Origin of the sequence: Allobosea sp. LjRoot90, from assembly GCF_964254315.1 — a bacterium.
Taxonomy (GTDB): Bacteria; Pseudomonadota; Alphaproteobacteria; order Rhizobiales; family Beijerinckiaceae; genus Allobosea.
In genome coordinates, this window is the sequence record NZ_CAXUTF020000005.1 from 1 (window position 1) to 22823 (window position 22823).

A 22823-nucleotide genomic window follows, 5' to 3' on the forward strand; every position below is an offset into this window, starting at 1 on the left:
TGTGTCGGCGCCGATCAGCGGATCAGCGCCCTGACGCGGGACGAAATCAGGTCGGCCACCAGGACCATGGCGAGGATCACGAGGATGCAGGTCGCGGTGTCCTGGTATTTGAAGAGCTTCATCGAGGAGACGAGCTCGAAGCCGATGCCGCCGGCGCCGACCATGCCGAGCACCGTCGACTGGCGGACATTGGTCTCGAGCCGGTAGAAGATCGTCCCGAGCCAGGTCGGCAGCACCTGCGGCAGCACGCCGAAGAAGAAGGTCTTGAATGGGCCGACCCCGGCCGAGCGGAAGGCCTCGAGCGGCCCCTCGTCGATATCCTCCATCGCCTCGGCGAAGAACTTGCCGAGCATGCCGGCGCCATGGATGGCGAGGGCGAGCACACCGGCGAAGGGGCCGAGCCCGATGGCGGCGACGAAGATCAGCGCCAGGATGATCTCGTTGATGCCGCGCATGCAGTTCAGCGCCTGACGCGTGGCGTGATAGATGACCGGGCTCGGGCTGAGATTGCGCGCCGCGAAGAAGCAGACCGGCAGAGCGATGACGACGCCGAGCAGCGTGCCCCAGACCGCGACCTGCAGGCTTTCCAGCGCCGGCTGCCAGAGCCGCTCGAGGAATTCCGGGTTGGGTGGCATCATCCGGACGAGGAAATCCACCATATAGGGGATGCCGTTCCAGAGATTGCTGGCGTTGATCTGGGAGCCGATCGCGGCCCACCAGAGGAAGACCAGCATGGCGAGTGCGATGAAGCCGACGCCCCACCAGCCGAAGCGGCCCTGTGGCGGGCGGATGACGAGTTGCAGAGTTCCGAACGACATTGGTTTCTCCCCCCGTCAGGCGGTTGCGGTGGCGATCATCGGTGCCAGCACGGGCTGGCTGGTCGGGCGCGGCTTCAGCACGCGGCTGATGCCGGGGTCCTCGAGGCCGGGATAGATCTGGTGGACGATCTCGGAGGTCAGGTTGTCCGGCGTGTCGTCGAAGACCACGCGGCCACCGCTCAGGCCGACGATGCGCTCGCCGAACTCGACGGCATAGTCGACCTGGTGGAGATTGCAGATCACTGCGATCCCTTCCTCCTTGCAGATCGCCTTGAGGTAGCCGAGCACGATCCGCGAGGTCTTGGGATCGAGGCTCGCCACCGGCTCGTCGCAGAGGATCACCGCCGGCTGCTGCGCCAGCGCCCGGGCGATGCCGACGCGCTGCTGCTCGCCGCCGGAGAGCTGGTCGCCGCGCGAGTTCGCCTTGTGGGCAAGCTCGACCCGCGCCAGGCAGTCAAGCGCGATCGCGACATCCTGCCTCGGGAAGAGCTGCAGCATGCTGAGGAAGGACGACAGGCCGGCCATGCGGCCGACGAGGACGTTCTTCAGCACCGACAGGCGCTTCACCAGGTTGTGGTGCTGGAAGATCATCGCCACCGGCCGCTTGCCGCGCGCGCCCCGTTTCAGATCGAACACCTTGCCGTCGATGACGGTGCGGCCCGCATCGGGAAGGGCGAGCCCGTTGATGCAGCGCAGCAGCGTCGACTTGCCGGCGCCGCTGGGGCCGAGCACGACGAGGAACTCGCCGGCTTTGACGCTGAGGTCGATGTCCTGCAGGACAGGGCGTCCTGCATAGGACTTCTTCAGCCCTTCGATCTTGATCATGTCGCTTCCTCCGCCGGTCGCGTTCGCGACTACTTCATCCTGGTGAGATCGAGCTTCAGCACCTTCGCCGTCTCGCGAATGATGTCGTAGGCTTGGTCGTTGGTCTCGACGAAGCGGTTGAGCTTGCCCTGGTCGGCCCAGGTGATGTCGCGGATGTCCAGGAAGGCCGACTTGATCTTTGCCTTCAGATCCTCGGGCAGGTTCTTGCGCCAGCAAGTCGGCGATTCCGGGATCGGGTCCGACTCCCAGACGACGTGGATGTCGGCGCGATCGACCAGCTTCTTCTGCACGGCGGCATCGAGGATGCGGTCGGCGATCGTCGCGGCGTCGACGCGCTTGTTGGCGACGGCGAGCGCATTGGCGTCATGCGAGCCGGTGAAAAGCACACGGCCAAAATCCTTCTCCGGATCGAAACCGAGCTTCATCAGCCCGGCTTTCGGGAAGAGGTGCCCCGAGGTCGAGGACGGATCGACGAAGGCGAAGGTGCGACCCTTCAGGTCCTTCCAATCGTTGATGCCGCTATCCTTCCGCGCAATGATCTGGCTGCGATAGTAGCTGCGGCTCGACTTGGCCGTCTCGGCGGTCGCGAAGGCCTCGATGGCCGCGACCGTGGTGCCGAGCACATAGGAAAACGGGCCGAGATAGGCGACGTCGACATGGTTCGAGCGCATCGCCTCGATCACACCGTTATAATCCGAGGCGACGAAGCCCTGGACCTTGATGCCGAGGTTCCGCTCAAGCGCGGCGAGAAGCTGCGCGCTTGATTCCAGCATCGCCCGCGAATCCTCTGATGGGATCAGCCCGACGCGGATCAGCTTGGTCTGGGCGCGAACCAGGGCCGGCGCCGCCAGCACCGCTCCCGCGGCCAGTGAACTCTTCAAAATCGTCCGGCGTGAAATGGTCATGTCATCCTCCCAAGATGATCCGGCGATCTTTGCGAACTGCCGGTGAACCGTTGTGGGCGTCGTAGGCCGGTGTTGAGCTCAGGCGGCCATGGCTGCCTGCCGTCCGATGAAGTTGCGGCCGCGTTCGCCTTCGAGCGCCTTGCCGACCAGGCGGTTCCATTCGCCTGCGGAGACGCCATAGGCGGCGGGATCGGTCGCGACGCCGAGATCCCTGAGGAAGGCGCCGAGACGTTCGGCCCCCGCTTCGAGATCGGGACCGAAGACCCGGCGCAACGCCGCGTCGCATTGCGGCTGCGCGCCCATCGCCCAGCGCATCACCATCGGTAGCGAGAAGGAGCAGGCGATGCCGTGGATCGTGCCGCTCTTCAGCGTGATGTCGTAGGAGATGTTGTGGGCGAGCGCGGTCTTGGTGTTGGAGAAGGCGAGGCCTGCGAGCAGGCTGGCGCGCATCTGCCGCGACCGGAGTTCGACATCGCCCGGCCGCTCCAGCAGGCGCGGCAGCGTATCGATGATCTCGCGGGCAGCCTCGACCGCATAGTTAGCGGATACCGGATTGCCGTTGACGTTCCAGATGCTTTCAAGCGCATGGGACAGGGCGTCGAGCCCGGTCGCCAGCGTCAGGCCGCGCGGCGCACCGACAGTCAGGGCAGGGTCGAGCACTGCCGTCTCCGGGTAGAGCCTGGGATGAGCGAGCGAGTATTTGCTGCCATTGGCCGAGTCCCAGACCGTCGCCCAGGAGGTGACCTCGCTGCCGGTGCCGGCCGTGGTCGGCACGGCGATGATCGGGATGATCGTGGTCTCGTCGAGCGGCGTCTTCTCGACCAGATGCCGGCGCACGGTCTCGAAATCGCCGCCGCTGGCCGCCAGCACCTTCGCGGCATCGATCATCGAGCCACCACCGAGCGCGACGATGACCTCGGCTGGCTCGGCCGTGCCGAACTGGCGGCAGGATTCAGCGAGGTCGGCGCAATCCGGATTGGTCTCGATGTTGGTGATCGATACGACCGGCGCGCCGGCGACTGCCGTCAGCCGGACGGAGAGTTCGCGGAAGAGCGGCTGGTCATAGGTGACGAGGGCCCAGCGGCGGTTACCGATCAGGCCGGCGACCTCGTCGAGCAGGCCGGACCCAAAACGGATCTTCACGGGGTTCCAGTACGCCCAGTTCATGCGTTCCATCCTCGAAAATGCGCCTTGCCGGCTCTGTTGCGAGGATGTTCACAGAGCCCTGTTCCTATAACAAATTGATTTTTTGATCCGAATGGATAGAAATTATCTATGCGTTACACTCAACTCAGATCCTTCCATAACGTCGCGAACGCGGGTGGATTCAACGCCGCGGCCGACGCCTTCAACATCAGCCAGCCGACCTTGACGGCGCAGGTCGGCGCGCTGGAGGAGGAGTTCGGCGTCGAGCTCTTCGTCAAGCGGGGGCGGCGGCGCGAGCTGAGCGATACCGGGCGCCAGCTTCTCGCCATCACCACCCGCCTCTTCGCCGAGGAGGCCGAGGCGCTCGCCTTCCTGACGGAATCGCGCGAGCTCAGGACGGGCCGACTTTCGATTGGCGCCGTCGGGCCGGTTCACGTCACCGAGATGCTCGCAGCCTTCAACCTGGCCTATCCGGGCATCGAGCTTGCCGTGAAGATCGGCAACTCCACCGAGGTACTCGCCGATCTCGCCGCCTACCGATGCGACGTTGCAGTCCTCGCTTACATCGATGAGGACGACAGGCTCCTGACCATCCCCTATCGCCGCCATCCTGTGGCGATCTTCGTGCGACGCGATCATCGCTTTGCCGAGCGCCGCAGCATCCGGCTGCCGGAGCTGGAAGGGGAGCCGATGATCGTGCGCGAACAGGGGTCGACGACGCGGCGCGCCTTGGAGGGAGCGTTGGCCGAGACGGGTACCAAGCCCAGGTTGGTCATGGAGATCGGCAGTCGCGAGGCCGTCCGCGAGGCGGTGATCCGCGGGCTCGGGATCAGCTATGTCTCAGAGGCCGAGTTCGTTCCGGACGATAACCTGAAGCTGATCCCGATCGACGGTGCCGAGGTCTACACCTACGCGCACGTCGTGGTGATGAAACAGCGCGAGAACGGCCGGATCATCAAGGCCTTTCTCGATGTCGTTCGCCGTACACGTGGTGCTTTCGACGCCGGCATATGAGGATCGTGACATAGCGGCAGGGAATCCTTGGACACTGGCTGTGCCGGCGGCGGCGGGGACCAGGTGCCGGGTTTAGGAAAATCCAAATCACCACAGCAAGAATTCGTATTTTTACGATGCTGACGCCGCCGGTAGACCAAGGCCGGGGTTGGGATTTCCCGCAGGGGAATTCCTCCGGATTCGGCAAGAGGCGAACAATGTCAGTTGAGCAGATCGACACGCTCGTCGTCGGCGGTGGCCAGGCGGGGGTCGCGATGAGTGAGCATCTCGGCCGAGCCGGCGTGCCCCATGTCGTTCTCGAGCGAAGCCGCATCGCCGAGCGCTGGCGCTCCGAGCGCTGGGACTCGCTGGCCGCGAACGGGCCGGCCTGGCACGACCGCTTTCCGGGCCTCGAATTTTCCGACGTGGATGGTGAGGTCGGCCCCAACGACTTCCCGCCGAAGGAAACGGTCGCCGACTATTTCGTCGCCTATGCCGAGAAGATCGCGGCACCGATCCGCTGCGGCGTAGAGGTTCGGCATGTCGAGCGGCTCGCTGGCCGGCCGGGGTTCCGCGTCGAGACATCGGCGGGGATGATGGAGGCCAACCGGATCGTGGTCGCGACCGGTCCGTTCCAGTGCCCGATCGTCCCCCCGGTGGTTCCGTCGGAAACCGGCGTGCTGCAGATGCATTCCACCGCTTATCGCAATCCCGGCCAGCTTCCCGAGGGGGCCGTTCTGGTGGTCGGATCGGGCTCTTCGGGGACGCAGATCGCCGAGGAATTGCTGGAATCGGGGCGGCGCGTCTACCTTTCCGTCGGGCCGCATGATCGTCCGCCGCGGGCCTATCGCGGCCGCGACTTCTGCTGGTGGCTGGGTGTTCTCGGCAAGTGGGATGCCGCCGCGCGGGAGCCGGGCACGGAGCATGTCACGATCGCGGTCAGCGGGGCGAATGGCGGCCACACGATCGATTTCCGGCGCCTGGCGGCACGGGGACTGCTCCTCGTCGGACGGACGCAGGCCTGTGAGAACGGCGTGGTCAGCTTCGCGCCCGACCTCGTCGAGAATCTCCGGCGCGGCGACGCTAATCTTCACGCCTTGCTGGATGAGGCCGATGCCTACATCGCCCGCAATGGCCTCGACCTGCCGGAGGAACCGGAGGCACGCACTATCGTCGCGGATTCCGATTGCGTGGCAAATCCCATCGCCTCGCTCGACCTGGCGCAGGCCGGAATCGGCACGATCATCTGGGCGACGGGTTTCACCGCCGACTACAGCTGGATGAAGGTCGACGCCTTCGACGCAAATGGTCGTCCGCAGCACCAGCGCGGCGTCTCGTCCGAGCCCGGTATCTACTTCCTGGGCCTGCCCTGGCAGTCGCGGCGCGGCTCGACCTTTATCTGGGGCGTGTGGCACGACGCCAGATATCTTGCGGACCAGATCACGATCCAGCGCAGCTACTCAGCCTATCACGATGCCATGCAGCGCGAACTCGCGAACGCATGACTGTCGAACAAGAACCCGAGTTCGGCGCGCGGGCCCCGGGGCCGTTCGCGTCGAGCATGGTCTGACCAAGGAGGCCGAGATGGCACATACCCGCATCCGCAAGTTCAACACCAAGGACACCTATCCGGAGCAGAAGCTCGACAACGACCTGGCGCAAGCCGTCGTCACCCGAGGCGGCCGGATCGTCTGGCTGCGCGGCCAGTGCCCGCAGAACCTCGACGATGCCGTCAACCTCGACAGCCATGACCCGGTCGAGCAGACTCACAAGGTCATGCAGAACATCAAGCAGCTGATCGAGGAAGCCGGCGGCGAGATGGCGCATCTGGTCAAGGTCGTCGTCTACCTGACCGACGTCCGCCACCGCGAGGCCGTCTACCGCACGATGGGTGAGTATCTCAAAGGCGTGCATCCGGTCTCGACCGGGCTCGTGGTGCAGGCGCTGGCCCGGCCGGAATGGCTGGTCGAGATCGACGGCACGGCCGTCATTCCGGATTGAGCCGATGACCTTTTCTTTGGTCGCCCGCTGCGCACAGACAGGCATGTTCGGCGTCGCGATCTCGTCCTCCTCGCCTGCGGTCGCTGCTCGCTGCTCCTATGCTCGCGCGGGCGTCGGTGCGGTGGCGTCGCAGAACGTCACGGACCCGACCCTGGGTCCGTTGACCCTCGACCTGATGGAAGAAGGCCGGAGCGCGGCGGAGGCGATCGCCGAGGTCCAGAAGCGCGGCCGGTTCATCGAATACCGGCAAGTGCTGGCGGTCGACCGGAACGGGATGACGGCGATCCATTCCGGGCCGAACTCGCTCGGTATCTGGACCTCGGCGCAGGCCGAGAACGTCGCATCGGGAGGAAATCTTCTGGCAAATGACGGCGTTCCCCAGGCGATCGTCGATGGCTTCCTCGCAAGCTCCGGCCATTTCGGCGACCGGCTGATTGCCGCCATGCGCGCCGGCCTGGCCGCAGGTGGCGAGGCGGGACCGGTCCGCTCGGCAGGGCTCAAGATCGTCGACAAGGTGAGCTGGCCGGTCGCCGACCTGCGCTGCGACTGGACGGAAGACTGCCCGATCGAAGCGATCGCGACGGCCTGGGACGTCTACAAGCCGCAGCTCGACGCCTATATCCAGCGCGCGCTCGATCCGCGCGCGGCACCGTCCTACGGCGTGCCCGGAGACGAGTGAGAGAGCGACAGCCGTCTACGGGTCGATTCGCGTGCGCTCGGTCATGGCGGGGGCGACCATGCCGGGGATATAGGAGCGGGATATGCGCGCCTGGCAGTGCGCCTGGAACGCCGCGATCAGCTTGGACTTGGCCAGCGTGCGCAGCGTCGCGACGCCGATCGTCATCGGACGATGCTGCCCCGCCAGCCGGATCGAGACCAGCTTGCGGCCATCGAGCGCCTGATCCGAGCGCGGGCGGACATTGAACAGCGCATAGCCGGCGCCGTTGGCCACCATCGCCCGGACGACGTCGGGATAGGCTGATCGTGCCGTGATCGTCGGCGTGATGCCGGCGGACATGAACAGGGCGACGAAATACTCCCGGCTCAATGGCAGGTCGAGCAGCACCAGGGGCTGATCGGCAAGCTCATCCAGCGTCACGGCGCTCTCGCGTGCGAGAGGATGGGTCTCGGCGACGACGATGTAGGGCGGCAGACTGACGAGCTGCGAGAACTCGATGTCCTCGGGAATCTGCAGATCATAGGTCAGGGCCAGATCGATCTCGGAGCGCCGCAGCCCTCTGAGCAGGTCCTCCTGGTGCCCCTCGATATGCAGGATCTTCGTGTCGGGAAAGGCGGAAACGAAGCCCTGAGACAATTCCGGGACCAGCATCGGGGCCAGTGTCACCATGCAGCCGAGGGACAGCGTGCCGCGTACCAGGCCGCTGGTTTCGTCGGCGACGGTGTAGAGGCTCTCGGCCTGGGCGACGACGCGCTTGGCCTCGGCGAGCAGCGCCCGGCCGACCGGCGTCAGCGACAGCCCCTGGGCATGGTGGCGAATGAAGAGCTGGGCTTTCAGTTCGCGTTCGAGATGTGAAATCGCCGTCGAGATCGAAGGCTGGGAAATGTGGATTCGTTCGGAGGCGAGGGTGATGCTGCCCGTTTCGCCGGCTGCGATGAAATATTCCAACTGACGTAGGGAAAAGCGCATGTGGCAGCATAAAGCACGCGGAGCCCGCGCCGCAAAGCGCGCTCATGTGCTTGCGCCGGGCAGCTTTGTGCCTCAGGCCGCGACCCTGTCGAGCAGCCGCGCCATGAACCGGTCGCAGGCGGCGAGCTGGTCGAGCGTGATGAACTCGTCAGGCTTGTGGCCCTGATCCATCGAGCCCGGGCCGCAGACGAGCGCCGGCACGCCTAAGCGGCTGGAGAACAGGCCGCCTTCCGTTCCGAAGGCGACCTTGTGCGTCGCACCGTCGTCGAGCAGCGCGGCAATGAAGCGGACGGCCTTGGATTCAGCCGGTGTGGCAAGGCCCGGATAGTCGTTCAGACGTTCGATCCTGATCGCGGCCTTAGGGTGTGCCGCCTGCTGAGCGGCGGTCAGCGCAGCGGCCTCGTCCATCAGGCCATCGAGGATCGCGACCGGATCGTCGGCGGCAACGTTGCGAATCTCGAAATCGACGGTGCAGAGCGAGGGCACGATGTTCAGCGCCGTGCCGCCGGCGATCACGCCGGCATGGATCGTCGTGTAGGGAATGTCGTAGTCGTCGTCGCGCGCGCCGCTCTCGGCCAATTCGTCCTGCCGCCGCCGCAAGGCCCCGACGAAATCGCAAGCCAGATGGATGGCGTTGAGCGCTTTCGGGGCCAGTGCGGAATGGCCGGAGACGCCGCAGCAGGTCACCCGCGCGGCGAGCTTGCCCTTGTGCCCGGTCGCGATGCGCATCTGCGTTGGTTCGCCGATGACCGCGAGCCTGGCGGTGAAGCCTCGGGTGGCGAGGAGATCGATCAGGGAGCGGACGCCGACGCAGCCGATCTCTTCGTCATGGCTCAGGGCGAAGTGCAACGGCGTTTCTAGGTCGCGCGATGCGGCCCGCGCGGCCAGCGCCAGTGCCGAGGCGACGAAGCCCTTCATGTCGGCCGTGCCGCGCCCGAAGGCGCGGCCGTCGGCCACCCTGAGCTGGAACGGATCGGAGCTCCAGGGCTGACCCTCGGCCGGCACCACGTCGGTGTGGCCGGACAGCATGATGCCCGGCCGGTCGCGCGGGCCGATGGTCGCGAAGAGATTGGCCTTGCGCCCGCCTTCGGCCTCGACGAGCTCGCTCTCGATGCCGTGCCCGGCGAGGAAGGCGCGCACGAAATCGATCAGCGGGCGGTTGGGATCCCTGCTGACGGTGGAGAAGGACACCAGCTTTTCGAGGATCGCCAGCGTGTTCATGTCGGCAGCATCGCGCGAGCGTCAGAGATAGAGATGGCGAACCGCGTCGCTGCCGAGAAGCTCCGCTGCGGTGCCGGAGGCGACGACGCGGCCCTTCACCAGCATGATGCCGCGATTGGCGATCGACAGCGCGGTCTCGGCGTTTTGCTCGATCAAGACGACCGTCGTGCCGCGGCGGTTCACCTCGGCGACCGTGTCGAAATACTCGTCGATCAGCTTGGGCGAGAGGCCAAGCGAAGGCTCGTCCATGATCACGAGCTTCGGCTTGCCGACGAGCGCGCGCGCCAGCGCCACCATCGCCTGCTCGCCGCCAGAGAGCGTGCCGGCGCGCTGGCCGATGCGGTCGCGCACGCGGGGGAAGAGGGTCAGCATTTCGTCCAGCCGATCGGCGAAATCCGCCTTCAGGCCCTGCGCCTCGTAGCCGAGGCGGATATTGTCGCGCACCGTGATATCGGCGAAGAGGCGCCGCCCTTCCGGCACGAAGCCGATGCCGAGCCCGCTTAGCGCCTCGGTACGCAGGCTCGAAAGCTCCCGCCCCATGATCTCGATGCGCCCCTTCGCGAGGGGCAGGAGCGCCGATATGGCGCGGAAGGTCGTGGTCTTGCCGGCGCCATTGGGGCCGAGGATGCAGACCAGCTCGCCCTCGCCGACATGGAAGGAGACGTCGCGCAGCATGGCGACGACACCGTAATTGGTGTCGACCTTGTCAAGCTTGAGCATTCTGCGCCGCCTTTCTGCCGAGATAGGCTTCCTGCACCCGCGGAATGAGACGCACCTCCTCATAGGAGCCCTCGGCCAGCTTCTGGCCGTAGTCGAGCACCAGCACGCGGTGCGGCAGCGAGGCGACGAGGCGCATGTCGTGCTCGATGATCATCATCGCGAGCTCTGGCCGCTCGGCGCAGATCGCGCGGATGTCGTCCATCAGCGCGTCGGTATCGGCGTCGTCCATGCCGGAGGACGGCTCGTCGAGCAGCAGCACCTTGGGCTCGCTCGCCAGCGCGCGGGCGATCTCGAGCCGCCGGCGGTCGGCCTGCGGCAGTTCGGCGGCAGGGCGGTGGCGCTGCTCGTAGAGCCCGCGCGAGACGGCCTTGAGTAGCCGCTCCGCGATGGCGGCCGCCTCGGCGAGTTCCGCTTCGGCCTTGGATCGCCGCAGGATCGCGTCGAATATCCCGGTCTTCATGTGGGTGTGACGGCCGATGATGACGTTGTCGAGCACCGACAGGTCGCCGAACAGCCGGCTCGACTGGAAGGTGCGGGCAATGCCCTTGCCGACGATGCGATGCGCCGGCTGGCCGTTGAGCCGTTCGCCGGACAGGCGCACCTCGCCGGAGGAGGGGACATAGATGCCGGTGATGATGTTGAGCAGCGTCGACTTGCCGGCGCCGTTGGGGCCGATGATACCGAGGATCTCGCCCTTGCGCAGGGTGAAATCGACCTCGGCCATGGCGACGAGGCCGCCGAAGCGCATCGTCAGGCCGGAGCCTTCGAGGATGACGGGAGCGGACATAAGCTTAGCCTCCGTAGCGCCGCAGCCGCTGCGGGAAGATGCCCTGCGGGCGGATCATGAGGAAGGCGATCACGGTCACGCCGAAGAACAGGATGCGGTAATCGGAGAAGGCGCGGAGCTTCTCCGGCAGCATCGTCAGCAGGAAGGCGCCGACGATGACGCCGAGGGTGTTGTCCATGCCCCCGGCGATCACCATCGTCATGATCGTCACTGAGACCAGGAAGGTGAAGTTGTCCGGCGAGATGAAGCCGACATAGAAGGCGTAGATCGTGCCGGCAAAGCCCGCGAGGAAGGCGTCGACCACGAAGGCGAGGACCTTGTACCAGGTCGCGTTGATGCCCTGGCAGCGCGCCGCCAGCTCGTCCGCGCGCAGCGCGTTCCAGGCGAGCCCGATCCGCGAATGATGCAGCCTGGCGGCAAAGAGGATCGAGACCCCGACCAGCGCTGCCGAGAGATAGTAAAAATTCGCCTGCGACGGCAGCGAGTGGCCGAAGATGACGAGCGGCGAGGCGAAGGAATGCCCGAACAGCTCCGGCGCCGGAATGCCGACCAGCCCGTTCGGGCCGCCGGTGAATTCGAGATTGTTGAGGAGCTGGTGGACGACGACGCCGAAGGCGATGGTGACCAGCGCGAGATAGCTGTCGCGCGTCCGCATCGAGGGTACGCCGAGCACGAAGCCGAAGATCGTCGCGACCACCGCCGCTGCCGGCAACGCCAGCCAGAAGCTGACATCCCAGTTCAGGGCCAGCAGGGCCGAGGCATAGGCCCCGATGCCGTAGGAGGCACCGGTCGCGAAGTTCGGGATGTTGGCGCTGCCGAGCTGGAAGTTCAGCGCCAGCGCCAGCACCGCATAGAGCTGCGCGATGATCAGCAGGTGAAGCGCATAGGTGCTCTTCTCCAGCAGGAAGGGGAACAGCAGCACGATCGCAACGCCCAGCAGCGTCGCAAAGCGGCTCTGGGCCGAGAAGGAGCTTTCGATCCGGGCCTCGACCGTGGGCAGGCGTTGCAGCCCGACCAGCACGATGGCGAAGAAGGCGAGCAGCCCAACGACCACGCGCCAGTCTTCGACCAGCAGGAACTGCCTGAGGAAGGCGGCGCTGCCGATCTCGGTGAGCGTAACGATGGAGAGAGCGGCGGCGGCGCCGGAGGTTCCGCGCGTCGCTGTCACGGACACGGACATCGGCTCAGACCTTTTCCACGATGGTGCGGCCGAGCAGGCCGGCAGGCCGGAAGACGAGGACGCAGATGACGAGCAGGAACACGAAGACCAGCCGATAAGAGGCGCCGTTCGGGACCGTGGCCTGCACCAGCGTGTCGAGGCCCGCGATGAGCAGGCTGCCGATGATCGCGCCGGGCATGGAGCCGAGCCCGCCGACCACTGCGGCCGAAAAGCCGATCAGGCCGACGTCGACGCTGAAGTCGAAGCGGACGATGCCGGCATAGCCCGCGAAGAACAGGCCGCCAATGGCGCCGATGGCCGAGGCGATGAAGAAGGTGATCTGGAAGATCCGCGCGGGCGAGATCGAGACGAGGCGGGCCGCATCCCTGTCCTGCGAGACGGCCTTGATGTGCAGGCCGAGCCGCGTCCGCTCGAGCATGTAGAACAGCAGGCCCACCGAGAGGACCGAGACCAGGATCGCGACGAGGTTGAAGGCCGGGATGGTGACGCCGAGGACCTCGATGCTGCCGGGCACGAGCCTGGGCACGGCATGCGGGTTCGATCCCTGCGGGTACAAATGGCGGATCAACTCGCGCAGGACGATGCCGAGCGCGACGGTCGCGACCAGCGCCATCATCGCGGGAGCATTCTGGAAGCGCTTGATCACGAGATAATAGAGCACCACGCCGAGCAGGCCGGTGACGATGACAGCCAGCAGTACCGAAAGCACGATGGCGCCCACCGCAGGCGAGCCGCCGAGGGATGCGCTCACTGTCTGCACGGCCGCGAGCGCCAGGAACGGCGCCAGCAGCGACACATCGCCATGCGAGAAATGGATGATGTTGAGGACGCCGAAAAGCAGGCTGAATCCGACCGCGACCAGTGCATAGATCGAGCCGAGCGTGATCCAGTTCAGGAGCTGCTGAACCAGTTGCTCTGTCATTCACGTCCCCTCGCGTTTGCGCTGCCCCTGCCGGGACGTGCCGCAATTGGTTTTCGCTGTGCACCAGAACCGAAGCCGGCAAGAGTCGCAATTTCGGAATCCCTGCTTTGCTTGTCTTGAGGCAAGTCAGGCTCGCCCGTCATTCGCCGGCCTATGGGGCGCCGGGAGGCCTGCTTCGGCAAAACCGAAGCTCTGGGCGCAAAATATCCGATTTGCTTCAGGTTTCCTGAAGGGCAGATGGTCGAGCCACGATGTCGTCGGTGACGCTCACGGAGCCGGACACATCCAATTCCTTGAGGAGGGGATCATGCCTTTCAACCCGAATACCGGAGAGAAGTCCCTGGGCGCGTTCGTGCGCGCGGCCATCGTCGGGACGGCGCTCGCCTTGGCGTCGACCACCGCCATGGCGCAGGAAACCATCAAGCTGGGCTTCATCGGCCCGCTGAGCGGCGGCAACGCCCAGCAGGGCCTGTCGGCCCGCAACGGCTTCCAGCTCGCGATCGACCAGGCCAATGCCTCCGGCCTGCCCTTCAAGATCGAGCCGGTCATCCTCGATGACGCCGCCAATCCGCAGACCGGCGTCTCGGCCGCGATCAAGCTCACCAACGACCCGCAGGTCATCGCCGCGGCCGGCCACTGGAACAGCGGTGTCGCGCTGGCGACGATCCCGGTGTTCCAGCGTGCGGGCGTGCCCTTCATCGTCTGGGGTGCGATCTCGCCGAAGATCACCGAGCGCAATAATCCGATGGTCTCGCGCGTCGCGACCACGCTGGTGAACACCAACGAGCCACTGGCCAAATGGGCGGCGGAGAAGGTCGGCAAGAAGATCGCGATCGTCTCCGATACCAGCGATTACGGCGCGGCCAACACCCAGAACTTCGAGAAGTTCTACAAGGCGGCCGGCGGCAGCATCATCGCCACCGAGGCCGCGCCCGTCGGCACGACGGACTTCCGCGCGCTGCTGACGAAGATCAAGGCCGCGTCTCCCGATGCGATCTATTTCGGCGGTGTCGTGACCGAAGCCGGGCTGGTGCGCCAGCAGATGGTCGAGCTCGGCATGAAGCAGCCGATGATCGGCGTCGACGGCTTCCACGATCCGGCCTTCATCAAGATCGCCGCCGCCGCCGCCGAGGGCACGATCGTCGGCATCGCGAAGGAGAAGGACAATCCGCAGGTCGCCAAGCTCAGGGACGACTATGCGGCCGCCAAGTTCGCCGAGCCGTCGACGACCTACACCAAGAACGCCTATGATACGGCGAACATTCTGATCGCCGCGATCAAGAAGGCCGGCACCAAGGACAAGGCCGCGATCGCCAAGGCCATCCGCGAAACCCAGCATGACGGTGCGCTGGGTCACACCAGCTTCGACGAGAACGGCCAGACCAAGCTGCCGGTCGAACTCGAACTGCGCACGGTGAAGAACGGCGCCTGGGCGGCCTACTGATCCTGGCCCGCGACTGGGGCAGCTTCTCAGGCTGCGCCGAATGATCATTGATGACTTCGGAGTGGGCTCGCGGACGACGCGAGCCCTTTTCTTTGGCGATCTTCTCCCGGTCAACCGGCGTTCGCGCCGAGTCGAAAAGCGCTGTATCTGATATGGCATTGTGAGATTCGGCAGATCCCCAGGCAGGTTTGATGATCCGGTTCGACGAAATCGGTGAACGCCTGAAAGCCTACCGCCTGGGGCGGAGGCTTTTGGCCGAAGACGTTGCCGAGCGGCTCGGAATCTCGCGGGCGGCGGTCTACCGGATCGAAGGCGGCGGCGTCGTCAAGATCGAAACCCTGGAACGGCTGGCGGTCCTGCTGGAGACGACCGTTGCCTCGCTGCTCGGGGCCGGCGTTGAATATTATTCCAGCCCGATCAGCTATTTCGAGCGGATGCGGCAGATCGAGGAGCAGGCGGACCAGGTCATCGCCCACTTCCCGCCGCTGTCCTATCTGCTGACCTCGGACGGTTACTCCGGCTATTTGCGGCAGACTCTCATCGAAGCGCTTCCGTCTCATATCGCGGAGCCTGAGCAGGCGATTGCAGAGATCGACGCGATCATCGCGATCCTCGATGATCGCAAGCGGGCGCGCAAACGGCGCCGGCTGAGTGTCGTCAATTTCGTCAACGTCCTCGAGATCGAACGCTGGCTCAAGCTCGGCGTCGTCGGCCGGTTCAACCTGCCGGATAGCGAGTTGACCCGGCGGCGTCTGGCCGCACGAACCGAGATCGAGCACTTGATCGGCTTGATCGAGAGCGAGCCGATGGGGGTCCAAATCGGCCTGATCGAAGAGACGCTGCCGAACATCACGTTCCAGTTGTTCCGCACCTCGGAAAAGACGCTGCTTGGATTGAGTCCCTTTCGCCTGGGCGGCGAGTTGCCGAATATCCGGTCGGGTATCGCGATGCTGACCGCGGATGAGGAACCGGTGCGTCTCTACGAGGAGATCGCCAACGACCTTTGGCGCCGCGCCTTGAAGGGCAGCGAGGCCGGAGCGGTGCTGCGGGCCGCCATCGAGCGCTCGGGGATCGCGCGGTCTGCGCGAAATCAAACATCAGAGATCGCCTGACGGGGCAGCTCCGGGTCGTCGGATCGAAGGCGTTGCCTTTGTCATCCGCCAACAGGCCCCGCTCCCGATCTGGAGTCAGCTTCACCTCGATATCTTCCAGTCTGCACGACGCGGCCCCTTCGCGGCGCGCGAATGAGCCAGCTCGGTCCATCGATCAGGCTGTCTCGCAAGCCCGCGAGCTGCCTTGTCATCTCTCTTGTCGCAAAATTGAGATTAGTATTGCAATTGAGATTTTATCGTGAGATAGGTGACTGAGAAGCGGCGTTGGGCTTGCCCAGCGCAGACGGGATTTTCCGCGGCCGAGATTGATCCTTCGGCCGCCAAGAGACGCATTCGGGCGTCCTGAGAACAGTGGGCGGACGCCCAAACTTCAATGGTTTTGACCGGGCCGGCAGCGGCGCGCGGAACGCGCGCGCCGATCTATTTGCGTTTCAGCACGCAACGAAAAAAGCAAAACGGGGGAATTTGCCGTGAGTGACAACCAGGCAGCCATAACCGGCTCCATCGCCATTTCCGCTCCGACCGAGGTCGACAGCAAGGCCCGCAAGGCCCTGTGGGGCGCCGCCATCGGCTATGCCATGGACGGCTTCGACTTGCTGATCCTCGGCTTCATGCTGCGGACGATCTCCGCCGATCTGCAGCTCACCCAGGGCCAGGCCGCCTCGCTCGTCTCCGCCACGCTGATCGGCGCGGTGCTCGGCGGCATCGGCTTCGGCATGCTTTCGGACCGTATCGGCCGCGTCCGCGTCCTGACCTGGACGATCGTCCTCTTCGCCGTCTTCACCGGCATGTGCGCGCTGGCGCAGGGCTATTGGGATCTCCTGATCTACCGCACCATCGCCGGCCTTGGCCTCGGCGGCGAATTCGGCATCGGCATGGCCCTGGTCGCGGAGGCCTGGCCGGCCTCGAAGCGGGCGCGCGCCTCGTCCTATGTCGGTCTCGGCTGGCAGGTCGGCGTGCTGGCGGCGGCGATCGCCACCCCGATTCTGCTGCCGACGATCGGCTGGCGCGGCATGTTCGCCATCGGCATCCTGCCGGCAGTCGCGGCCTATTTCATCCGCCACTCGCTGCACGAACCGGAAGTCTTCGTCGCCCGCAGCAAGGATCGGCCGAAGGAGTCGGCGCTGCGCCTGCTGGTCAAGGACTGGGACACCACCAAGCTGAGTCTCGGCATGGTCGTCCTCTGCTCGGTCCAGAACTTCGGCTATTACGGCGTGATGATCTGGTTGCCGAATTATCTGGCGACCCGCTTCGGCTTCGCCCTGACGCAGTCTGCGGTCTGGACCTCGGTCACCATTGCCGGCATGGCGGTCGGCATCTATGCCTTCGGTCATATCGCCGACCGCATCGGGCGCCGCCCGGCCTTCTTCGGCTATATGCTGGGCGCCGCTGTGATGGTCATCGTCTATTCGCGGCTGACCGACCCCTTCCAGCTCCTGATCGCGGGCGCGGTGATGGGCTTCTTCGTCAACGGCATGCTCGGCGGCTATGGTGCGCTGATCAGCGAGCTCTTCCCGACGACGGCGCGTGCGACGGCACAGAACGTCCTGTTCAATATCGGGCGCGGCGTCGGCGGCTTCGGTCCGCTCGTCGTCGGGACGATCGCGGCGGCCTACAGCTTCGAGATGGCGATCGCGCTGCTGGCGACGCTCTATCTGCTCGACATAATCGCCATGTGGCTCCTGATTCCGGAGCGGCGTGGCGCCGAGCTCGCCTGAAGGCAAGGGCATCGTCATGTCGATCCAGCACGATCAGTCCCTGGCGGCCGCACCATGGAAGGCGAGCATCGTCGCCGAGCTCGCCGAGGTCGTGCAGAACGAGGCTGTGAATGCCGAGTACCGGCACCTTGTGGTTGATTGCAGCGAAGAGGCGGCCCGGGCGCAGCCGGGGCAGTTCTTCCAGCTGCTCTGCCCGCAGCCGGCGGGCGAGCAGCCCTTCCTGCGCCGGCCGATGAGCCTCTACGGCGCCGATCCAGACAAGCGCCAGGTGGAATTCCTCTACAAGGTGACCGGCGCCGGCACGCGCGGGCTCGACACGCTCCGTCCCGGCGACCGGCTCGACATCATGGGGCCGCTCGGCGTCGGCTTCACGCTGGATCCGGGCTGGCGCCACATCGTCGCGATCGGGCGCGGGGCGGGGCTGGCGACGCTTGCCCCGCTCGCCAAGACCGCGAAGGCCAATGGCACGCAGGTAACGGCGGTCTTCAGCGCGAGGCGGCCCGACCTCCTCGTCTCCGTTGATCTCTTCCATCGCCATGGTGCCGACGTCATCGCCGTCACCGATGCCGATTCCACAAGCGGCCCTGCCAATGTCGAACGCATCCTGCGCCGTCTTATCGCCGACGGTCGCTGCGATGCCTTCTTCACCTGCGGCTCGAGCCGCCTGATGCGGGTGCAACAGCGTCTCGCGCGTGAATTCGGCCTGCCCGGCCAGGTCGCGATGGAGCAGCAAATGGCCTGCGGAATCGGGCTTTGCTACTGCTGCGTGCGCGACTTCAACGTGAATGGCGAGATCGTCAACCGGCGCGTCTGCTGGGACGGCCCGGTCTTCGATCTGATGGAGGCGCTGCCATGAGCATGACGTCCGATATCGACCTCTCCGTCGCGATTGGCGGGCTTAACCTGCGAAATCCGGTGATGCCGGCGTCCGGTACCTTCGCCGAGGGACTGGAGAAGGTGATGGACTTCAACCGGCTCGGCGCCTTCGTCACCAAGACGATCACGCGCGAGCTGCGCGCCGGAAATCCGCTGCCTCGCGTCGTCGAGCGGCCGGGCGGGCTGATCAACGCCATCGGCATCCCCTCGAAGGGCGTGCCCTATTTCATTGAGAAGATCATGCCGCATTACGCGGTCTACGACACGCCGCTGGTCGTCTCGATCTCGGCGCCGACGGCGGAGGGCTTCGCCAGCCTCGCGGCGGAACTCTCGATCCCCGGCGTTGCCGCGATCGAGGCCAACATCTCCTGCCCGAACATCGAGGAGGACGGCAAGGCCTTCGCGATGCGGGCAGAATCGACCGAGAAGGTGACGCGCCTGCTCCGGGCCGCGACCGACCTGCCACTCTGGGTCAAGCTCACGCCCAACACCGGCGACGTGCCCGAGGTGGCGCGCGCGGCCGAGGCCGCAGGTGCGGATGCGGTCGTGGTCGCCAACACCATCCTGTCGATGGCGATCGACCTGAAGAGCTTCAAGCCCTGCCTCGGCAATATCATGGGCGGGCTCTCGGGGCCGGCGATCAAGCCGATCGTGCTGCGCCAGGTCTTCCAATGCGCCAAGGCGGTCAAGATCCCGGTGATCGGCTGCGGCGGCATCTCCACCGCCGAGGATGCGATCGAATACATGCTCGCCGGCGCCAGCGCGGTGCAGGTCGGCACCGCGACCTTCCTGCAGCCAGCGGCGATGACGACGATCATCGACGGGCTCAGGAGCTTCTGCCTGCATCGCGAGATTCCGCGTGTCACCGATCTGGTCCGCGGCGTCGTCATCGAGGAGGCGGACGAGCCCGATCTCGCCTGGCTGGACCCGGTCTCGTGACGGCGCAGCCTGCCGAGATGCGCAATGTCTTCAGCGGTGACGAGGGCGACCGCGCCCTTTCCGAGGCGCTGTTCGACGCCCTGCGCGAAGCGACGGGCGATGGCGTCGGCATCACCCGCGAAGCCTATAGCGAACGCGAGTCGCTGGCGCTCGACATCGTCGAGGCGAAGGCGCGCGAACTCGGCCTCGCGACGGAGCGGGACGCCGGCGCCAACCTCGTCGTCACGCTTGAGGGAGGCGAGCCGGAGCTGCCTTTCCTCGCCTGCGGCTCGCATCTCGATTCCGTGCCGCAAGGCGGTAATTTCGACGGCGCGGCCGGTGTTATCGCCGGTCTTGCCATCCTCGCCCGGTTCAAGCACGAGGGCTTCGTGCCGCGCCGGACGATCAAGGTCTACGGGCTGCGCGGCGAGGAGAGCGCCCGCTTCGGCAAGGCCTATATGGGCTCCAGCGCCCTGTTCGGGAAACTCTCGGCGGCCGACCTTTCCGTGCGCGATCATGCGAGCGGGCGGACTCTCGCGGAGTGCATGGCCTCCGTCGGTGTCGACATGGCCCGCGTCGAGAGGGCCGAGCCACTGCTCGACCCCGCCACCGTCGCGGCCTGGATCGAACTGCATATCGAGCAGGGGCCGGTGCTGGTCGCGCGGGATTTGCCAATTGGTATCGTCACCGGCATCAGGGGCAACATCCGGCATCGCACCGTCGAATGCATCGGCGAAGCCGGCCATTCAGGCGCGGTGCCGCGTTGGCTCCGGCGCGATGCGGTCTTCGCCACGGCCGAGCTGATCACCCATCTCGACCGGCATTGGCGCACGCTGCTGGAGCGCGGCCGCGACGTCGTCATAACGGCGGGCGTGCTCGGCACCGATCCGCAGGAGCACGCGATTGCGCGCATTCCCGGCACGGTGCGCTTCTCCTTCGAGATACGGAGCCAGAGCCGCGAGACGTTAGAGGCCTTCTACGACCTGTTCCTTTCCGAATGCGGCCTGGTCGGCGAGGAGCGTGGGGTCGCGTTCCGCGTCGACCGCCGGCTCGAATCCGCTCCCGCAGTGATGGATGCCGACTGGATCGCACGGCTCAAGGCGGCCGCGCGCAATCTCGGCCTGCCCGACGAGGAGATTCCGAGCGGCGCCGGCCATGATGCGGCGGTCTTCGCCAATGCCGGCATCCCCAGTGCGATGATCTTCGTGCGCAACGAGCACGGTTCGCATAATCCGGATGAGGCGATGGCGATCGACGATTTCCTCGCCGGGGTCGCGGTGATGCGGGACGCCATCAGGGAGGCGGTGCGATGAGCGCGAACGAGATCGGCCGCGAGGTCGCAGAGCTCCTGTTCAGGGCCGGCGCCATCCATGTCAGCCGCCAGCAGCCCTTTATCCTGGCCGCTGGCTGGGCGAGCCCGGTCTATGTCGATGTCCGCCTGCTGCTCGGCGATCCGCAGCTGCGCCAAGCGGTTAGCGAGCTTGCTGCCCGCTATGCCGGCGAGGCCTTCGCGCCGGGCAGCTTTGACGCGATCGCCGGCGCCGAGACGGCCGGCATCCCCTTTGCCGCCTGGCTCGCCGACAGGTTGGCCCTGAAGCTGCGCTATGTCCGCAAGCGCCCGCTCGGCATCGGGCGCAACGCCCAGGTGGAGGGCGGGCCAGTCGAGGGCTTGCGCGTGCTGCTGATGGACGACCTCACCACCGATGGCGGCAGCAAGCTCAATTTCGCCCGCGGCCTGCGTGCGGCCGGGGCAGATGTCCAGCATGTGCTGACCATCTTCTATCACGACGTGTTCCCCGGTGCCGGCACCCGGCTAAAGGAGGCCGGCTTGACCCTTCACGCCCTGGCGACATGGGGCGACGTGCTGCGCACTGAGGCCAGCCAGGGTCTCGCGCTGGAAGATCGCGCCGAGATCGAGCGTTTCCTGGCCGATCCGGTGGCCTGGTCGACCCGTCATGGCGGCCGCGCTAGCCTCGCCGTTCGGACCTAAAGCAGGGAGCGACCTGCGATGGCGGGACGTCGAAAGGAATCTGGCATGGCCGACGACGCTGGAACCGCTCCGCAACCGGATGCTTCGCGCCCGGGTACGGTGCAAGTCGCGACGACGCAGACCATTGCGCTGGCCGAGGTTTCGACCCGCCCCGAGCATGATCTGCTCGGCGAGGCCGACGTGCCCGCGGACGCCTATTGGGGCATCCACACGCTACGTGCGGTCGAGAACTTTCCGATCACGGGCGTGCCCATCGGCCATTTTCCCGAGCTGGTGCGCTCGCTTGTGCTGGTCAAGCAGGCCGCGGCCCGCGCCAATCGGCGCCTGGGCAATCTTCCGGCGGAGAAGGCGGATGCGATCGAGCGCGCCTGCGACCTGATCGCCAGGGAAAACCGCTTCCATGACCAGTTCGTCGTCGATGCCGTGCAGGGCGGCGCCGGAACCTCGACCAATATGAACGCCAACGAGGTCGTGGCCAATGTCGGGTTGGAGCTGATGGGGCGGCCGAAGGGCGACTATGACGCGCTCCATCCCAATGACGACGTCAACATGGCGCAGTCGACCAACGACGCCTATCCGACGGCGCTGCGCCTGGCGGTGATCTTCGCGACCGAGCCCCTGATCGCAGCGCTCGACGAGCTCGCCTTTGCCTTCAAGGCGAAGGCGGTCGAGTTCGCCGATGTGCTCAAGATCGGCCGCACCCAGCTCCAGGACGCCGTGCCGATGACGCTCGGCCAGGAATTCGACGCCTATTTCACGACGATCAAGGAGGATGTCTCGCGCCTGCGGGAAGCTGCTGCCCTGTTCCGGGAGGTCAACCTCGGCGCGACCGCGATCGGCACCGGCATTACCGCCGATGCGCGTTATGCGGCGCTCGCCATCGAGGAACTCGCGCGCTCGGCGCGCCTGCCGCTCGTGCCCGCCACGAACCTGATCGAGGCGACCTCGGACATGGGCGCCTTCGTACTGTTCTCCGGGGTGCTCAAGCGTGTGGCTGTCAAGCTCTCGAAGATCTGCAACGACCTGCGGCTGCTCTCGAGCGGGCCGCGCGCCGGCTTCGGCGAGATCCGCCTGCCGGCGGTCCAGGCCGGTTCCTCGATCATGCCGGGCAAGGTCAATCCGGTCATTCCCGAGGTGGTCAACCAGGTCGCTTACCTGGTCATCGGTCACGACCTCACCGTGACGCTCTGCGCCGAGGGCGGCCAGCTCCAGCTCAACGCCTTCGAGCCGACCATCGGCTATTGCCTGCTCTCCTCGCTGCGCCATCTCACCGCGGCGGTAACGACGCTGACGACGCGTTGCGTCGCCGGCATCGAGGCCGATCGCGAGCGCTGCCTGGCGCTGGTCGAGGATTCGATCGGCCTGGTCACGGCGCTTGTGCCGGCCATCGGCTACGAGGCCTCCTCGCGCCTCGCAAAGCGTGCCCTCGCCGAGAAGCGCAAGGTCGCCGACATCGCCCTCGAGGAGGGGCTGCTCACGCGCGCCGAGCTCGATGAGCTGCTGCGCATCGACGCAATGACGGCGCCGTCGCGCGCCAGACCGCCAACTCCGTCGCGCGCCTGATCCCGCCCTGGGTCCGCGACGAACACGACCTCCACC

Annotated in this window: 22 protein-coding genes; 12 read left to right on the plus strand and 10 right to left on the minus strand. The window is 66.1% G+C overall.

The genetic code is table 11. From position 1 onward, the window contains the following. Window positions 1-14: 14 nt before the first annotated feature. The 4 genes from phnE to psrA form a co-directional block, all read right to left on the minus strand. A complete protein-coding gene (gene phnE, locus ACSQ3M_RS18535) occupies window positions 15-818 on the minus strand; it encodes a phosphonate ABC transporter, permease protein PhnE (RefSeq protein ID WP_436151554.1) in 804 nt (267 codons plus the stop codon). Window positions 819-833: 15 nt separating this feature from the next. Further along, window positions 834-1643, minus strand: coding sequence for a phosphonate ABC transporter ATP-binding protein (phnC, locus tag ACSQ3M_RS18540; RefSeq protein ID WP_436151555.1), 810 nt, complete (start codon window positions 1641-1643; stop codon window positions 834-836). A gap of 29 nt (window positions 1644-1672) precedes the next feature. Continuing rightward, a complete protein-coding gene (gene phnD, locus ACSQ3M_RS18545) occupies window positions 1673-2548 on the minus strand; it encodes a phosphonate ABC transporter substrate-binding protein (protein WP_436151556.1) in 876 nt (291 codons plus the stop codon). 78 nt (window positions 2549-2626) lie between these two features. Next, the gene (gene psrA, locus ACSQ3M_RS18550) at window positions 2627-3715 is read right to left on the minus strand and encodes an iron-containing alcohol dehydrogenase PsrA (RefSeq protein ID WP_436151557.1); all 1089 of its coding nucleotides are present in this window, start codon (window positions 3713-3715) and stop codon (window positions 2627-2629) included. Between the two features lie 108 nt (window positions 3716-3823). Between psrA and ACSQ3M_RS18555 the strand changes: the two genes are divergently transcribed. From ACSQ3M_RS18555 to ACSQ3M_RS18570, 4 genes are all read left to right on the plus strand, one after another. After that, complete coding sequence (locus tag ACSQ3M_RS18555; RefSeq protein ID WP_436151558.1) at window positions 3824-4708, plus strand: LysR substrate-binding domain-containing protein; 885 nt, start codon at window positions 3824-3826, stop codon at window positions 4706-4708. Window positions 4709-4905: 197 nt separating this feature from the next. Then, window positions 4906-6192, plus strand: coding sequence for a flavin-containing monooxygenase (locus tag ACSQ3M_RS18560; RefSeq protein ID WP_436151942.1), 1287 nt, complete (start codon window positions 4906-4908; stop codon window positions 6190-6192). A gap of 79 nt (window positions 6193-6271) precedes the next feature. Continuing rightward, window positions 6272-6688 (plus strand): RidA family protein, encoded by a 417-nt coding sequence (locus tag ACSQ3M_RS18565; RefSeq protein WP_110490447.1) that lies wholly within the window; start codon window positions 6272-6274, stop codon window positions 6686-6688. A 4-nt stretch (window positions 6689-6692) separates the two neighbouring features. After that, entirely contained in the window at window positions 6693-7367 is a 675-nt protein-coding gene (locus tag ACSQ3M_RS18570) for a DUF1028 domain-containing protein (protein ID WP_436151559.1), read from the plus strand. A 15-nt stretch (window positions 7368-7382) separates the two neighbouring features. Here the strand turns inward: ACSQ3M_RS18570 and ACSQ3M_RS18575 are convergent, their stop codons facing one another. From ACSQ3M_RS18575 to ACSQ3M_RS18600, 6 genes are all read right to left on the minus strand, one after another. Beyond that, complete coding sequence (locus ACSQ3M_RS18575) at window positions 7383-8336, minus strand: LysR family transcriptional regulator (protein ID WP_436151560.1); 954 nt, start codon at window positions 8334-8336, stop codon at window positions 7383-7385. A gap of 72 nt (window positions 8337-8408) precedes the next feature. Then, on the minus strand, window positions 8409-9557 hold the full coding sequence (gene argE, locus ACSQ3M_RS18580) for an acetylornithine deacetylase (protein WP_436151561.1): 1149 nt from the start codon (window positions 9555-9557) through the stop codon (window positions 8409-8411). A 21-nt stretch (window positions 9558-9578) separates the two neighbouring features. Then, window positions 9579-10277, minus strand: a complete 699-nt coding sequence (locus ACSQ3M_RS18585; protein ID WP_284171972.1) for an ABC transporter ATP-binding protein — start codon at window positions 10275-10277, stop codon at window positions 9579-9581. Then, window positions 10264-11064 carry an ABC transporter ATP-binding protein gene (locus ACSQ3M_RS18590; protein ID WP_436151562.1) on the minus strand — a complete coding sequence of 267 codons (801 nt, stop codon included), beginning with the start codon at window positions 11062-11064 and terminating at the stop codon, window positions 10264-10266. The genes ACSQ3M_RS18585 and ACSQ3M_RS18590 overlap by 14 nt, the downstream gene beginning before the upstream one ends. A 4-nt stretch (window positions 11065-11068) precedes the next feature. Further along, complete coding sequence (locus ACSQ3M_RS18595; RefSeq protein WP_436151563.1) at window positions 11069-12238, minus strand: branched-chain amino acid ABC transporter permease; 1170 nt, start codon at window positions 12236-12238, stop codon at window positions 11069-11071. 10 nt (window positions 12239-12248) lie between these two features. Continuing rightward, window positions 12249-13166: a branched-chain amino acid ABC transporter permease gene (locus ACSQ3M_RS18600; protein WP_436151564.1), complete on the minus strand. Its 918-nt coding sequence runs from the start codon at window positions 13164-13166 to the stop codon at window positions 12249-12251. Between the two features lie 307 nt (window positions 13167-13473). On the opposite strand from ACSQ3M_RS18600, the gene ACSQ3M_RS18605 reads away from it, so the two are divergent. The 8 genes from ACSQ3M_RS18605 to ACSQ3M_RS18640 all read left to right on the plus strand — a co-directional run bounded on the left by ACSQ3M_RS18605 (window position 13474) and on the right by ACSQ3M_RS18640 (window position 22787). Further along, the gene (locus ACSQ3M_RS18605) at window positions 13474-14610 is read left to right on the plus strand and encodes a branched-chain amino acid ABC transporter substrate-binding protein (RefSeq protein ID WP_436151565.1); all 1137 of its coding nucleotides are present in this window, start codon (window positions 13474-13476) and stop codon (window positions 14608-14610) included. Window positions 14611-14801: 191 nt separating this feature from the next. Beyond that, on the plus strand, window positions 14802-15722 hold the full coding sequence (locus tag ACSQ3M_RS18610; protein WP_436151566.1) for a helix-turn-helix domain-containing protein: 921 nt from the start codon (window positions 14802-14804) through the stop codon (window positions 15720-15722). Between the two features lie 470 nt (window positions 15723-16192). Next, entirely contained in the window at window positions 16193-17440 is a 1248-nt protein-coding gene (locus tag ACSQ3M_RS18615; protein ID WP_436151567.1) for an MFS transporter, read from the plus strand. A gap of 16 nt (window positions 17441-17456) precedes the next feature. Continuing rightward, window positions 17457-18296 (plus strand): dihydroorotate dehydrogenase electron transfer subunit, encoded by an 840-nt coding sequence (locus ACSQ3M_RS18620; RefSeq protein ID WP_436151568.1) that lies wholly within the window; start codon window positions 17457-17459, stop codon window positions 18294-18296. Continuing rightward, window positions 18293-19255, plus strand: a complete 963-nt coding sequence (locus ACSQ3M_RS18625; RefSeq protein WP_436151569.1) for a dihydroorotate dehydrogenase — start codon at window positions 18293-18295, stop codon at window positions 19253-19255. Before ACSQ3M_RS18620 ends, ACSQ3M_RS18625 begins: the two co-directional genes overlap by 4 nt. Next, a complete protein-coding gene (locus tag ACSQ3M_RS18630) occupies window positions 19252-20547 on the plus strand; it encodes a hydantoinase/carbamoylase family amidase (protein ID WP_436151570.1) in 1296 nt (431 codons plus the stop codon). The genes ACSQ3M_RS18625 and ACSQ3M_RS18630 overlap by 4 nt, the downstream gene beginning before the upstream one ends. After that, window positions 20544-21224, plus strand: a complete 681-nt coding sequence (locus ACSQ3M_RS18635) for an orotate phosphoribosyltransferase (protein WP_436151571.1) — start codon at window positions 20544-20546, stop codon at window positions 21222-21224. The genes ACSQ3M_RS18630 and ACSQ3M_RS18635 overlap by 4 nt, the downstream gene beginning before the upstream one ends. Window positions 21225-21269: 45 nt before the next feature. Next, the gene (locus tag ACSQ3M_RS18640; RefSeq protein WP_436151572.1) at window positions 21270-22787 is read left to right on the plus strand and encodes an aspartate ammonia-lyase; all 1518 of its coding nucleotides are present in this window, start codon (window positions 21270-21272) and stop codon (window positions 22785-22787) included. Window positions 22788-22823 lie beyond the last annotated feature (36 nt).

Coding starts and splice junctions, on each gene's coding strand:
- ACSQ3M_RS18640 (WP_436151572.1), top strand. CDS start 21,270: ATGGCCGACGACGCTGGAACCGCTCCGCAACCGGATGCTTCGCGCCCG.
- phnC (WP_436151555.1), bottom strand. CDS start 1,643: ATGATCAAGATCGAAGGGCTGAAGAAGTCCTATGCAGGACGCCCTGTC.
- ACSQ3M_RS18565 (WP_110490447.1), top strand. CDS start 6,272: ATGGCACATACCCGCATCCGCAAGTTCAACACCAAGGACACCTATCCG.
- ACSQ3M_RS18600 (WP_436151564.1), bottom strand. CDS start 13,166: ATGACAGAGCAACTGGTTCAGCAGCTCCTGAACTGGATCACGCTCGGC.
- ACSQ3M_RS18635 (WP_436151571.1), top strand. CDS start 20,544: ATGAGCGCGAACGAGATCGGCCGCGAGGTCGCAGAGCTCCTGTTCAGG.
- ACSQ3M_RS18575 (WP_436151560.1), bottom strand. CDS start 8,336: ATGCGCTTTTCCCTACGTCAGTTGGAATATTTCATCGCAGCCGGCGAA.
- ACSQ3M_RS18590 (WP_436151562.1), bottom strand. CDS start 11,064: ATGTCCGCTCCCGTCATCCTCGAAGGCTCCGGCCTGACGATGCGCTTC.
- ACSQ3M_RS18625 (WP_436151569.1), top strand. CDS start 18,293: ATGAGCATGACGTCCGATATCGACCTCTCCGTCGCGATTGGCGGGCTT.
- ACSQ3M_RS18560 (WP_436151942.1), top strand. CDS start 4,906: ATGTCAGTTGAGCAGATCGACACGCTCGTCGTCGGCGGTGGCCAGGCG.
- ACSQ3M_RS18620 (WP_436151568.1), top strand. CDS start 17,457: ATGTCGATCCAGCACGATCAGTCCCTGGCGGCCGCACCATGGAAGGCG.
- ACSQ3M_RS18570 (WP_436151559.1), top strand. CDS start 6,693: ATGACCTTTTCTTTGGTCGCCCGCTGCGCACAGACAGGCATGTTCGGC.
- ACSQ3M_RS18610 (WP_436151566.1), top strand. CDS start 14,802: ATGATCCGGTTCGACGAAATCGGTGAACGCCTGAAAGCCTACCGCCTG.
- ACSQ3M_RS18585 (WP_284171972.1), bottom strand. CDS start 10,277: ATGCTCAAGCTTGACAAGGTCGACACCAATTACGGTGTCGTCGCCATG.
- phnD (WP_436151556.1), bottom strand. CDS start 2,548: ATGACCATTTCACGCCGGACGATTTTGAAGAGTTCACTGGCCGCGGGA.
- phnE (WP_436151554.1), bottom strand. CDS start 818: ATGTCGTTCGGAACTCTGCAACTCGTCATCCGCCCGCCACAGGGCCGC.
- ACSQ3M_RS18555 (WP_436151558.1), top strand. CDS start 3,824: ATGCGTTACACTCAACTCAGATCCTTCCATAACGTCGCGAACGCGGGT.
- ACSQ3M_RS18605 (WP_436151565.1), top strand. CDS start 13,474: ATGCCTTTCAACCCGAATACCGGAGAGAAGTCCCTGGGCGCGTTCGTG.
- argE (WP_436151561.1), bottom strand. CDS start 9,557: ATGAACACGCTGGCGATCCTCGAAAAGCTGGTGTCCTTCTCCACCGTC.
- psrA (WP_436151557.1), bottom strand. CDS start 3,715: ATGAACTGGGCGTACTGGAACCCCGTGAAGATCCGTTTTGGGTCCGGC.